9 protein-coding genes are annotated in these 12983 nt (G+C 68.8%); 6 read left to right on the top strand and 3 right to left on the bottom strand.

Translation table 11 applies throughout. From position 1 onward, the window contains the following. Positions 1-36 precede the first annotated feature (36 nt). The 5 genes from IEX37_RS03840 (at position 37) to IEX37_RS15920 (ending at position 7084) form a co-directional block, all read left to right on the top strand. Positions 37-1431, top strand: a complete 1395-nt coding sequence (locus IEX37_RS03840; RefSeq protein ID WP_188754922.1) for an O-antigen ligase family protein — start codon at positions 37-39, stop codon at positions 1429-1431. Further along, a complete protein-coding gene (locus tag IEX37_RS03835; RefSeq protein WP_188754921.1) occupies positions 1428-2735 on the top strand; it encodes an O-antigen ligase family protein in 1308 nt (435 codons plus the stop codon). Before IEX37_RS03840 ends, IEX37_RS03835 begins: the two co-directional genes overlap by 4 nt. Positions 2736-2871: 136 nt before the next feature. Further along, complete coding sequence (locus tag IEX37_RS03830; protein WP_188754920.1) at positions 2872-4782, top strand: glycosyltransferase; 1911 nt, start codon at positions 2872-2874, stop codon at positions 4780-4782. Next, positions 4779-5777, top strand: coding sequence for a glycosyltransferase family 2 protein (locus tag IEX37_RS03825; protein WP_188754919.1), 999 nt, complete (start codon positions 4779-4781; stop codon positions 5775-5777). The genes IEX37_RS03830 and IEX37_RS03825 overlap by 4 nt, the downstream gene beginning before the upstream one ends. Then, positions 5774-7084: a DapH/DapD/GlmU-related protein gene (locus tag IEX37_RS15920; protein ID WP_229663048.1), complete on the top strand. Its 1311-nt coding sequence runs from the start codon at positions 5774-5776 to the stop codon at positions 7082-7084. The genes IEX37_RS03825 and IEX37_RS15920 overlap by 4 nt, the downstream gene beginning before the upstream one ends. Before the next feature lie 21 nt (positions 7085-7105). Here IEX37_RS15920 and IEX37_RS03810 read toward each other — a convergent pair whose 3' ends face one another. Then, positions 7106-9850, bottom strand: a complete 2745-nt coding sequence (locus IEX37_RS03810) for a glycosyltransferase (RefSeq protein ID WP_188754918.1) — start codon at positions 9848-9850, stop codon at positions 7106-7108. A 76-nt stretch (positions 9851-9926) separates the two neighbouring features. On the opposite strand from IEX37_RS03810, the gene IEX37_RS03805 reads away from it, so the two are divergent. Next, the gene (locus IEX37_RS03805) at positions 9927-11411 is read left to right on the top strand and encodes a glycosyltransferase family 2 protein (RefSeq protein ID WP_188754917.1); all 1485 of its coding nucleotides are present in this window, start codon (positions 9927-9929) and stop codon (positions 11409-11411) included. A 13-nt stretch (positions 11412-11424) separates the two neighbouring features. On the opposite strand, the gene IEX37_RS03800 is transcribed toward IEX37_RS03805, so the two are convergent. Next, positions 11425-12174: an ABC transporter ATP-binding protein gene (locus tag IEX37_RS03800; RefSeq protein WP_188754916.1), complete on the bottom strand. Its 750-nt coding sequence runs from the start codon at positions 12172-12174 to the stop codon at positions 11425-11427. Next, positions 12174-12959, bottom strand: a complete 786-nt coding sequence (locus IEX37_RS03795) for an ABC transporter permease (RefSeq protein WP_188754915.1) — start codon at positions 12957-12959, stop codon at positions 12174-12176. The genes IEX37_RS03800 and IEX37_RS03795 overlap by 1 nt, the downstream gene beginning before the upstream one ends. Between the last annotated feature and the right edge of the window lie 24 nt (positions 12960-12983).

The following is a 12983-nucleotide window of genomic DNA, read 5'->3' as shown; positions in this document are numbered from 1 at the left end:
CAGGGTAGGGGGCGCGCGCGGTAGCCTGGGACCACGATGGCGCAGATCACGAGGCACACGGTGAACGCCCCGCCCGCGGCGCCCGAGCGGGAGAGCACCGGGCACCTGATGCTGCGGGCATACGCCGTGTTCGTGCTCGTGTCGGCCCTGGCGTACTCGGCCTGGTACAACCTCCTCGGCTTCGGCGGCGCGGCGGTGCTGCTGGCGGTCACGACCATCGTCACACTCGCGATCTGGATCCCCCGCATGGTGCGCGGGGGGCTGCGCTGGCGGCGGCTGCCGTGGCTCGCGCTCGCCTACGTCGCGTGGGCCCTCGTGTCGGCGCTGTGGTCCGGCTGGCCGGGGGCGACCCTGCTGACCTGGACCCTCCTCGCGGCCGCCACCGTGCAGGGGCTGTTCCTCGCGCACGTCCTGACCTGGGGCGAGATCCTGCGCTGCCTCGACCTCGCCCTGAAGTGGGTCATGGGCGTCTCGCTCGCGTTCGAGGCGTGGGTCGCGCTCGTGCGGCGCGCCCCGCTGCTGCCCAACTTCGCCGATCCGCCCCCCGGTTTCGACCCGCACTGGTACTGGTCCCGCGGCCAGCTCTTCGACGCCGTCATCGGCGAGCGCATCCAGGGCGTGGTGGGCAACTCGAACCTGCTGGGCATCCTGTGCGTGCTCGCGTTCGCCGTCTTCGCCGTGCGTCTCGCGACCCGCCCGCCGCACGCGCCCATGCAGATCGTGTGGCTCGGGATCACGGGGATCCTGTTCATCCGCTCCGGCTCGGCGACCGCCCTGGCAGCGTTCTGCGCCGCGTTCCTCGTGCTCCTGGCGGTGCTCGTCATGCGCGGGGCGCGCACGCCCGGGCAGCGCACGCGGCGCTACCTGCTCTTCGCGGGCAGCGGGCTCGCGGGGGCGGTCGTGGTGACGCAGCTGTGGGACCGCATGCTCGACATGCTGGGACGCGACGACTCCCTGACCGGTCGGGACGAGATCTGGGCGACGGTGTGGGAGCGCGCGGCGCAGCACCCGATCGCGGGAAACGGCTTCTCGAGCCCGTGGGTGCCGTGGGACCCCGCGTTCGACGGCTGGATCGTCGACCACGGCGTGTCGGTCTTCCACGCGCACAACATGTGGCTCGACGCGTTCTTCCAGCTGGGCGCCGTCGGGGTGCTGCTGGTCCTCGGCGTCTACGTCGCGCTCGCCTGGCGGGCCTGGTTCTTCGCCGTCGACCGGCCCCGCTGGGACCTGGACGCCGACCGCCCCTACTCGCCCGTCTCGGTCCTGGCGCCGCTGGTGACCGCCGCGCTGCTGGCGCAGGGGCTGACCGAGTCGGGGCCGATCATGCTGTGGGGCTGGACGCTCGTGGTGCTGCTGTCGTTCAAGCTGAAGCTCGCGCCCATCGTCGGCCAGGACTCCGACGCCGCTCCCCCGGGGAAGCCCGCACGATGATCCGCGGCGGCGATCGGCCGTTGCGCGCGCTCACCCGACTGCTGCGCTCCGCCGACCTCGCCCGCGCCTTCACGATCGCCGCCCTCGGTACGGGCTTCGCGTCGTTCCTCATCGAGCGCACGGCCGGTTCCGTGACGCACGCGACGATCGTGACCGGACTGGTCGTGGTGGGCCTGGCGATCCTGATCGCCCGGCGCGACGAGTTCGCGCTCCTGCGGTTCGCCCCCACGAGCCTGGTCGCCTTCCTCGCCTGGACGCTCGCGAGCGTCGTGTGGTCGTTCGACGAGTCCTCGACCTTCACGGGCTGGATCGGGCTGCTCGCCTGGGGCTTCCTCGCGCTCGTCGTGGCGCACGTGCGGGACACGCTCCAGACGGTGCGCGCACTGGGGGACGTGCTGCGCTGGCTCCTCGCGCTGTCGCTGGGGGTCGAGATCCTGTCGGGCGTGCTGCTCGATATGCCGTTCCCGTTCCTCGGCGTGGCGGGCGACATCGCCTACGGCGGCCCCGTGCAGGGCGTGTTCGGCACCCGCAACATGCTGGGGCTCGTGGCGATCATCGCGCTCGTCACGTTCGCGATCGAGTGGCTCACGCAGTCGATCTCGGTGCAGCTGTCGGTCTTCTCGCTGACCCTCGCCGGGCTGCTCGCCGTGCTGTCCGCCTCCCCCACGGCGCTCGTCGTGGGCGTGGCGGTGCTGGCGGCGATGCTCGCGCTCATCGTCGTGCGCCGCGTCCGACCCTCTCGACGGCGCGCCGCCCAGTGGGCGCTCGCGACCGTCGTCGTGGTCGTCCTGGCGGCGTGCTACGCGCTCCGCCACCGCATCATCCGGCTGCTGGACGCGGCATCCGACTTCTCCACGCGGGCCGATCTGTGGAACGAGATCCTGGAGTGGGTGCGGCACCGGCCCGTGCAGGGCTGGGGCTGGCACGGCACCTGGTGGGACGAGCCGTACCCCCTCTCGGTCATCAACTTCCGCCTGGACGACCGCCACGGCTCGGCGCTCAACGCGTACTTCGACGTGCTCATCCAGGCCGGCTGGGCCGGCCTACTGCTGTTCGGCACGCTCTGCGCGGTCGCCATGGTGCGCTCGTGGCTGGTCGCGGGCGAGCGGCGCTCCGTCGTCTACGCGTGGACGCCGCTGATGCTCGTGATCCTGCTCGTCGACTCGGTGTTCGAGAGCTTCACCCTCTCGGGACTCGGCTGGATGATGCTCGTGCTGTGCACGGTGCGCGCCGGCCAGTCGCGCTCGTGGCGTGAGCGCATCCGCGACGTCGCGGAGGGCCCCGCGCCCTCTCCCCTGTCGTGATCCCGGCCCGCCTCGCGGGCCCGTGACGCGCAGGTCCGCAGGTCCCAGGAAGCCCCGGGACGGGCAGGGTAGGCTCATCTGCGATCCGCCGCGCCCACCGTGCGGTTGCACGCTGAATCGTTCGGAGCCTGAGCACTTGGTACACGTCCTCCAGAACGTGGTCTTCCCTCTCGACCGCGACCCCGATCTCCTTCCGCTCTACATCGATGCGGAGACCTGGTCGACCATCGACGAGACGCCGGTCCGGGTCACGAACCACGCGCACATCGGGGACGTCCTCGGACGCACTTCGCTGCGGGTCGGCGCAGGCAGGCGTACCTCCCTCGCCACGTACTTCAACGCGTTCCCGGCGTCGTACTGGCAGCACTGGACGAGCGTCCGGCACGTCCGCCTGACCGTCCGCACCGAGGGCACCGCGACGGTGCTCGTGTACCGCTCCAACGGCGGCGGCACCCAGCAGCGGATCGAGACGGCCGAGGTGACCGGCACGGCCGAGTCGACGTTCGACCTGCCGCTCACGCAGTACTCGGACGGCGGCTGGATCTGGTTCGACGTCGTCGCCGACCGCGAGCCGGTCGTGCTCACGGGCGCCGAATGGACGACGGACCACGAGCCGGCCCGCACGGGCAAGGCGTCGCTGGGCATCACGACGTACAACAAGCCCTCCTACTGCATCGAGACGCTGAGCGCTCTCGCCGCCGAGGAGGACGTCCGCGCGCTCGTCGACCGGATCTTCCTGATCGATCAGGGCACCCAGCGCGTCGACGCCGAGCCCGAGTACCCGGCCGTGTCGGCCGCGCTCGGGGAACAGCTGCAGCTCATCGAGCAGCCGAACCTGGGCGGCTCGGGTGGCTTTGCGCGCGCGATGCACGAGACGCTCCGCCGGCCCGAGAGCGACTTCGTCCAGCTGCTCGACGACGACGTCCGCATCGAGCCCGAGTCGATCCGACGCTCGATCGTGTTCGGCCGCTACGCCACCAAGCCGACGATCGTCGGTGCGCACATGTTCGATCTGCTGGACCGCCCCAAGCTGCACGCGTGGGCGGAGGTCGTCGACGAGCACCCGTTCATGTGGCGCAACCTCTTCCAGGAGAAGATGCCGCACGACTTCCGCGAGTCCAACATCCGCCAGACCCCGCTGCTGCACCTGCGCATGGACGCCGACTACAACGGGTGGTGGATGTGCCTCATCCCCAAGGAGACGATCCAGCAGGTGGGCCTCGCGCTTCCCGCGTTCATCAAATGGGACGACGCCGAGTACTCCCTGCGCGCGCGTGAGGCCGGGTACCCCACCGTCTCGCTGCCGGGTGCGGCCCTGTGGCACGTCTCGTGGGTCGGCAAGGACGACTCGATCGACTGGCAGGCGTACTTCCACGCGCGCAACCGGATCGTCGCGGGACTGATCCACTCGAACGCGCCATCGGGCGGCACGCTCATCCGCCACAGCCGACGCGTCGACCTCAAGCACCTGATGATGATGCAGTACTACCCCGTCGCGCTCCGGAACCGCGCGCTGCGAGATGTGCTGCGCGGACCGCAGCACATGCGACAGAACCTCGCCACGGCGATGCCGGAGGCGCGCCGGCTCGCGGCGGACTTCCCGGAGACGGTCGTGCACCGCGACCCCGACCGGGTCCTGCACGCGCGCAAAGGCCGCCAGGTGTTCAAGCGCCTGAAACGCCACCAGTTCGACAGCCCGACCGGCCTGCGGCTGCGCTGGTTCACCGCCGTGACGCTCATCTCGCACTGGTTCCACAAGCCTCGTCCCGAAAACGTGGAGACCCCAGAGGTCGAGTTCGGCAAGGGGGATGCCAACTGGTGGCGCCTGCCCCGGTTCGACTCGGCGCTCGTGAGCGCCGCCGACGGATCCGGCAAGCAGGTCTACACGCGCGACCGCGCCGCTTTCCGCCGGATGCTGCTCGAGTCCCTCCGGCTGCATCGCCGGCTGCAGCGCGAGTGGCCGCGCCTGCAGCGCCAGTATCGCGCGGCCATGCCGGAGCTGGTGTCGGCCGAGTCCTGGGCCCAGACCTTCGAGGAGCAGCCATGAGCGCCCAGCCCGCCGAGACCGCATCGGGCTTCGCGACCGAGGGGTTCGACCCCGCAACCGCGACGATCGTGGCCGTCACGTACAACCGCTCGCACCTGCTCGCGGGCCTGCTCGAGTCGATCGTGCGGATGGATCCCAAGCCGGGGCACGTCGTCGTGATCGACAACGCGTCCTCCGACGACACCACGCAGGTCGTCGAGTCGTTCCGTGACCGGCTCGGGGCGGAGCTCGTATACCGCCGTCTGCAGGAGAACACCGGCGGCTCCGGCGGCTTCAGCGAGGGCATGCGCGTGGCCTATGAGCTCGGCTCCACGTGGATGTGGCTGATGGACGACGACGTCGAGGTGCTGCCGGACGGCCTCGCCCGCATGGGGGCATGGGCGCCGCGGTTCAAGAGCATCCAGGGCCGTCGCTACGACTACGACGGCAGCGAGTTCTACTGGCAGTACCGCGTGTCGGTGCCGCTCGGGATCCCCATCCCGTTCGCACCCGCCGGGTTCGACGACGCCGGCTACCGGCCCATGAACTCCGGCTGCTTCGAGGGCATGTTCATCCACCGCGACGTCGTCCGCCGGATCGGACTGCCCGATCCCCGCTTCTTCATCTACTGGGACGACACCATCTACGGTTGGCTTGCCTCGCGCGTCACACGCAGCGCGATCGTCAACGAGTTCGTTCTCAAGCGCACACGCGAGATCCGGCAGTGGGACATGGGCACACGCCACCTCAACGCCTCGAGCAACATGTACCGTTACCACATCATGCGCAACCGCGGGATCATGGCGCACTACTACCGTGCCCACGGCGCCTACCGCCCGGTGTACTTCGCGATCGGGACGGCGGCGACGTTCGTCAAGGAGATCATCCGGCTCGTGTTCGTCGAGCGCACAGTCCGCGGCACCAGCAACCTGTGGCGGGGCCTGCGGGACGGGGCGAGGATCCGACGGGACCCGAGCTTCCGCGTCATGCCACCCCTGGAGGAGGCACCGTCATGACCGCGCCGCGCATCGGCATCGTCAGCTATTGCGACCGTGTGCGCACGTTGGCGCACGTGAACCACGAGCTCTATGCGCGCGAACACGGCTACACCTACATCTTCGACATCGCTCCCACAGACGGCTGGAAGTTCTTCGCCAAGGTCGAGAAGATCCTCAAGTTCCTTCCTCTGTTCGACTGGGTCTTCTGGATCGACGACGACGCCTTCATCATGGATCGCTCGATCGCGCTGGAGCACTTCATCGCGAAGGGCCCCGACTCGTCCCTGATCATGTGCGAGTCGCCGCGGCGGAACGGCGTATGGACGTGGATCAGCTCGGGCAACTTCCTGATCCGCAATACGCCCGAGGCCTCCTCTTTCCTACGTGACGTCCTCAAGACGGACCTCGACGCCGTCGCCTCGTGGTGGGATCCCGAGTTGTTCGGCCACTTCACCCGGGGTGACCAGGACGCGATGGTCTACCAGCTCCACCAGAACAAGTCGTATCAGCGCCCGGGATTCCTGACGCGCCTCCCGTTCGAGGCCTTCAACACACGACCCGAGCATTTCCGGAACGGGCCGCGTGAGCATTTCCTCGTGCACTTCACCGGGGACGACAAGCGCGGCATGGCGCAAGCGTTCGGCCGTCGGTTCGAGCTGCCGGAGTCATTGACCTATTGGAACGAGTTCAAGGCTCTCCGCGGCGTCTACCACCCCCATCCGGCCGCACCAGAGCCTCGCGCTGCGGACGCAGCCGAGACGTCCGACGCAGGTGATCGAAGCTCGCAGGAGATCGGCAGGGTCGAGGCCCGCTTGAAGGCCTTGGAATCGCGCACGCCGCAGCTGCGATCCGAGTGGCAGCGCTTCGCCGTGGATGACGGGAACCTCCGTCTGGAAGAGGGCGTCGAACTGCTCGAGGGAGCGGGGCGAGAGATACGGTTCGAAGGCCGCGCAACACTCTACCGCCGCGCGCAGGTCATCGGTCCCGCCACGATCGGCGACGGCGCGTTCATCAACCGCGATTGTCTCGTTCAGGGTCACACGACGATCGGGACGGGAGTGGCCCTGGGCCCCGGCGTGCGGGTGCTGACGGACACGCATGAGCTCGGCCCGGCCGACAAGCGCGCCGGGAACCGCGTGGTGCGGCCGGTGACCATCGGAAACGGCGTCTGGATCGGCGCGGGAGCCACGGTTCTGCCGGGCGTGACCGTCGGCGACGGCGCGATCGTGGCCGCAGGTGCCGTGGTTACGCGCGACGTGCCGCGATCGACCGTCGTGGCGGGTGTGCCTGCAAAGGTGAAGAAGAAGATCCGGAAGCGCCGCTGACGGAGGGCACCCCCGGCGTCCTCACTTCGTCACACCGCCGCCGCCTGCCATCGCCTCGACGAGGTCCGCAAACCTCCGAGATGTCGTGATCGGCAGACGGCTGCGCGCGAACGCCCGCGCGCTCTCGCGGACGTCCGTCGACCGGTACCAGTCCTGATCGACCAGCTCTGCGATCGATTCGGACGGACGGGACGGATCGAAGAAACGCACCCACTCCTCGTCCCCGAAATCGGCACGCAGGTGCGGCTCGTCCGGGAGTACGCTGGGCACGCCGAAGGTAGCCCCCAGGTGCAGCGTCCCCGAGTTCAGCACGGCCCGATGCGGCAGCACGAGGAGATCCGCGGCGCAGAACCACTGCGCGACCTCGTCGTCGGGCACGAAGCGCGCGGCGCACGTGGCACGCAACGACGAGCGATCGATGCGTTCCAGTACCTGCTCGGTGCCCGGGAACGGCTTGCCGGCCAGCAGCAGCTGCACGTCTGTGCGCCGCCTGGCGAGGGTCGTCATCGCCTCGACGAGTTGATCGAGACCCTTATAGGGCCTGAGCTGGCCGAAGAACAGCACGGCGGTCGACTCCGCATCTGCCCCGAGCAGAGCTCTGGCATGCTCCCTCTCGAGCTCGGAACCGTAGATACCCGCGTAACTGGGGTGCGGGATCTCGACGATCTTCTCCTCGGGAAGCCGGTACATGTCCGCTGCTACATCCGCCGTTCGAGAATTCATGATGTGCACGGCATCCGCCAGTCCCGCCAGCTCGGCGTGGAGACGCACTGCCGGCGCGTGGTAAGCGGTGTCGTGGGGCAGGATGTTGTGGACGGTCCAGAGAATGGGCCGGCCGAGCTGCTTCGCGGTTCTCAGCGCGCCTACAAACTCGTCCACGCGCCGTTCTGCGTCCAATTCGGACACAGCCCCGTCCGTTACGGTGCTCGGCCACTGTATGTGCACGACCCCGCGGTGGAAGGGACTCGTGAGCTCTTCCACGAACGCCGCAAGGTCGCTGGATCCCCGCAGCACGTATCCGCGAGCGAAGAGCTCGAGCTGCAGCATGGTCGTGAACGGGTTGTCGCGCCAGGCCGGGAAGACGAAGACCCGACGTTCTTGCCGGTCGACACGGAAGAAGTAGCGCGGGAACGACAGCGTGCGCGCAGGACCGACGACCTCGTGAAGGACCGAGGGAGTCGGCTCGGCCGGTCCGCGGCCTCGGGGCGCGCCGCGCTCCTCCAGCTTGATCTCGATGCGGATGGGGGTCTCGGGGGCGAGCAGTTCCTCGGGAAGCACCGCCTGCCATCGCCAATCGCCCGCCTCTCGCGGGCCGGTCCACGTGACGGGGACGTAGGCCTTCGCGCCGTCGGCCGTCGACTGCAGCACCAGGGTCGCAGTCGTGGCACGATGCGCACCGGCCGTGGGGACCCACGTGCCCCGCAGGACGACCCCGCGCGGCTCGCGCTTCACGGCGTGGATCTGAGCGGAAAGGCGCCCCTGCTCACGCAGGAACCGTTCGATGAGCGGACCGATCCCGCCGTCGTCGCCAGCTCCGAGGATCTCGATGAGATAGCGCGGCTCGCCCAGCCGTTCGTAGACCTGCGCGATCCGCGCAAGCAGAGCCGGCTCACCGGCGACGAACCCGTCTGCGACCGGACGCAGGACGCGCTCCGCCACGAGCGCCTGGCTCATGGCTCGGTCGGCCTGTCCGCCCCGTGAGAGCTGCGCCGCGATCTCCAGCGCGGCGTCGACCTCGCCCTCGACACGACCGAAGTCCAGGCGCAGGGGGTTGCCCGCCCACCTCTCGTCCGTGAACAGTCGCGGCTCGGACTCGGCGAAGAAGTCGATGCACGCCCGCAACCACGGCCCCAGTTCGGCGCGAGCCTGATCGTCGAGGCGGCTCCTGACGGTGATCGTGAGGTTCTGCAGCCGAGAAATGAGATCGTCATCGGTGATCTCATCGATGCCGCGAGCTCGCGTCCACCACTGCCCGCGCACGAAGCTGGTCAGATAGCGGGACAACGAGTGCGGGGACCCGAGCCGCTCGATCCACTGGATCGTCTGCGCCGACTGTTCGAGCCAGTCCGAGAGCGTCTTCGCGCGTGTGTACGACGCAGAGATTGCCTGGTCGTGCCGACGGTGGCGGTATACCAGCCGCGGTACGACCGTGATCCGTTGCGCGAGCAGCGCCGCGCGAGCCGAGAAGACCATGTCCTCGCAATGCACACGAGGCGGGAAGTCGAGCCCGTGGGTGTCGAGGTGGGCGCGAGCATAGAGCTTGTTCCACACGACGTGGTCCTGGAGGAACGCCGGCACCGACTCGGCGCTGAAAGTCGTCTCCGCGCCGTTATACAGGGGCCCCGTCTGCGTCCAGTAGCGCGAAGGAATCCACGATTCGCCGAAGTCCTCGGCGAAGCCGGCCACGATGTCCGCCCCGGTTCGCGCGGCCGCATCCACGAGGCTGGAGATCGCGTCGCGCGGCACGGTGTCGTCGGAGTCGACGAAGAAGACGTAGTCGCCTGCGCTGTGACGCAGTCCCACGTTCCGGGCCGAGCCGAGTCCGCCGTTCGGCACGCTGACGACCGTGAACCGCGGGTCCTCCTCTGCGTATCGCCGCGCGATCTGCTCGGAGCCGTCGGGGGAACCGTCGATCACGACCGTCGCGGTCCAGTTCGCGTAGTCCTGCCCCGCGATCGAGTCGAGGCACTCCGGCAACCACTTCTCGACGTTGTAGACGGGGACGATGATCGCGACCGAGGGCTGGCGGGGAGCGCCTGATGGCATGAGCGATGGACCTCACGGGGAGACGGGGATGCGAAGATTGAGTCTACGTTGCGAAGGCTGAAAGACGAGGTAGACCGTGACGACGACTCCCCGGACGACGGATGTCTCCCCCGAGCTCTCCGTCGTGATGCCGGCGCGGAACGTCGGACCCTGGATCTTCGAGGCGGCGCAGTCGGTGCTCACGCAGTCCGTCGAGTCCGTGGAGCTGATCGTGGTCGATGACCACTCGACGGACGACACCCTGCGCGAGCTGGCCCGGATCGAGGACGATCGACTGTCCGTGGTGACGAACCCCGGTGAGGGGGGCGGCACCGCGCGCAATCACGGCGCGTCCCTGGCCAAGGGCACTTATCTCGCCTTCGCTGACGGAGACGACCTCGTACCCGAACGGGGATACGAGGCGCTCCTCGGCCAGGCGCGCCGCACGGGGGCCGAGATGGTGGTCGCCAACTACGCAATCTTCTCCCCGACGACGCTCAATACGCGCCAGCAGTGGTTCCCGCTGTACGGCCGGACCCGGGAGGCCGTCACCATTCACGACGAGCCGCGTTTCCTGCGTGATCGCGTGTGCTGGAACCGGGTGTTCCTGCGGGAGGCGTGGGATGCAGCCGGGGTCCGGTTCGCCGACGCCCCCCGATCGAACGACATCCAGGCGATGACCGACGCGTACTGCGCTTTCGCCTTCGATGTCCTGCCGGACGTCGTGTACCTCTACCGTCGCCGCGCGGGCAGCAGTTCCATGACGGCGCGGAAGCACGCTCCCGACTCGGTCCTCGCGCACTTCGAGCAGGAACTCGGCTGCCTCGCATCGGTGGAGCAACTGCAGGACGAGCGGGTGATGGTCTCGTACGCGTTCGAGATGCTCGACAACGATGTCTGGGCGCACGTGGGACCCCTCCTGGAGCCGGACCATGTCCGGAACCCCGCCTATGCCGCGGCCCGCGCCGCCGCGCTGCGATTCATCCAGTCGACCCTGCCTCTGAGCGAGGGATCACTCGACGCCCACAAGCGGCTGACCTACCGGCTCGCGGCTGCGGAAGATTGGGCGGCCGCCGCAGTGGTGGGCACGCATGCGCGCGACACCCCATCGGCGCTCGGGGACCCGGCCACGCTCGCGAGACACCTGCAGAGGACCGGGCTCTCCCGGTCGCGCGCGGCAGCTGAGTCCCTGCGGGTGATATCACTGCCGGCGCTGCGCGGGTTCGCAAACCTTGACGACCGCGCCCTTCTCGATGCGCTGGCGCGAGGACGCCGCCTCGCAGCCTACGCCGTCCGTCCGTGGCACCTGACGCGTGAGGAGCGCCACCTCCTCAGCGTCGGGCCGTCGAAGGGTGCGGGCAGGGTGCGCGCGCACCTCACGTCGGCGCCGCCTCCGCCGTCGGCCCCCGTACGCCTGGCGGCGCACGCGTTCCACGACGCCGGGAGGATGGCGGGGCTGGCGCGACGCGCGCCTCGGGCAGTCGTCCGCCGTGCCGCCCGCGGCGTTCGCCGCCTCGCACGAGTGCTGCCTGCGCCCGTCCGGGCAGTCGGCCGCCGGGTCTTGGACCGCGTCCGGGCGTGACGACCACCGAGCATCACGACGCGGTGTCTACGTTGTACTGCCGGATGACGTCCGCGATGGGGGCGTCCATCACGAGCCGGTGCTCCCGAATGTAAAGACCACGATCGCAGAAGCGTCGCAGGTCCTTCTCGCTGTGACTCACGAAGAAAAGCGTTCGACCGTCTGAGAGCAGCTCGTCAATGCGGGCGTAGCACTTCTCCCGGAACGCGCTGTCGCCCACCGCGAGCACCTCGTCCACCAGGAGGATCGGCTCGTCCAACTGCGAGACGACGGAGAACGCCAGCCGGACCTTCATCCCGTTCGACAGGTGCTTGTACGGCGCCTCCTGGAAGTCGCCCAGCTCGGCGAACGAGATGATGTCGTCGTAGCGCTCCCCGACCTCCGCACGCGACATGCCGTGCAGACCGGCGGTGAGCCGCACGTTCTCACGTACCGTGAGGTCGCCGACGAAGCCCCCGGTGATCTCGATCAGCGGCGCGACGCCAGCGTTCACGTGGACAGCGCCTTCATCGGGAAGCAGTACGCCGGCGACGAGTTTGAGCAGCGTCGATTTGCCCTGACCGTTGCGGCCGACGACGCCTATGGACTCCCCGGGACGCACGGTGAAGGAGACGTCGCGCAGAGCCCAGAACTCGCCCGAAGAGCGCCTCCGGGACGCGTCGGCGAACATGTCCTTCAGCGCGCGGCGGCCCCGCCGGTTGCGGCGGAAGCGCACACCGAGCCCGATCGCCTCGATCGCCTCGCCTGGGTGCTCCAGCGTCATCACAACTCCTTCAGAAGCGGCCGCTCAAGCCGCTTGAAGACGAGGATCCCCAGGGCGAGTATGCCGAAGCACATGAGGGCGCTGACTCCAACGGCGTACGGATCCCAGAGCTCGGGGAAGAAGCCCGCCCGATACAGCGTCACGATGCCCGCGAGCGGATTGAGAGCGCCGAGGTCCCGAAAGGCGCCGGGCAGGTCGTCGAGACTGTAGATGATGGGCGTCACGTAGAACAGCGCACGCAGGATCAGTCGCGTGGTGCGCTCGAGGTCGGCGAACAGCACGCACAACGGCGATACCAGCAGACCCAGGCCGAGAAGCAGCACGGCCTGGAGGAACACGGCGACAGGGAACAGGACGAGCTGCCAACCGACCGCAGCCCCCGCCACCAGCGCGAAGACCACGAGGACGGGGAGCGAGCAGAGGAACTCGATCCCCTTGCTCATGACCACGCGCGAGACCCAGATGGAGCGAGGGATCGCGGTCGATCTGACGAGCTTGGCGTCCTTGTTGAACGCACGCGTGAAGTCCGTGACCGCCGCGTTGAACCAGACCCACGGCAGAAGAGCGGTGATCAGGAAGACGATGTACGGCTGTGCGCCGACCGTTCGTTCGAACACCTGGGTGAAGACGAACCAGTAGATCAGGCTCATCACGAGCGGGTCGAGTACGGACCACAGATAGCCTAGCCAGCTCGTCGCATACCGTACCCGGAGATCTCGCGCCGACAACAGCCAGAGCGAGTGCAGGTAGCGCCGCGGCTTCCCTGCAGCGGCGTAGGCGGTCACGCAGCCGATCCTACGGCGAGCGAG

The organism is Microbacterium album (assembly GCF_014643695.1).
Lineage (GTDB): Bacteria > Actinomycetota > Actinomycetes > Actinomycetales > Microbacteriaceae > Microbacterium > Microbacterium album.
Note: the sequence above shows the minus strand (reverse complement) of the source record. Positions and strands in the feature narration are given on the sequence as shown.

Excerpts from the sequence above, each read along its gene's own strand:
- IEX37_RS03840 (WP_188754922.1), top strand. The coding sequence starts at position 37 with ATGGCGCAGATCACGAGGCACACGGTGAACGCCCCGCCCGCGGCGCCC.
- IEX37_RS03810 (WP_188754918.1), bottom strand. The coding sequence starts at position 9,850 with ATGCCATCAGGCGCTCCCCGCCAGCCCTCGGTCGCGATCATCGTCCCC.
- IEX37_RS15920 (WP_229663048.1), top strand. The coding sequence starts at position 5,774 with ATGACCGCGCCGCGCATCGGCATCGTCAGCTATTGCGACCGTGTGCGC.
- IEX37_RS03825 (WP_188754919.1), top strand. The coding sequence starts at position 4,779 with ATGAGCGCCCAGCCCGCCGAGACCGCATCGGGCTTCGCGACCGAGGGG.
- IEX37_RS03800 (WP_188754916.1), bottom strand. The coding sequence starts at position 12,174 with ATGACGCTGGAGCACCCAGGCGAGGCGATCGAGGCGATCGGGCTCGGT.
- IEX37_RS03835 (WP_188754921.1), top strand. The coding sequence starts at position 1,428 with ATGATCCGCGGCGGCGATCGGCCGTTGCGCGCGCTCACCCGACTGCTG.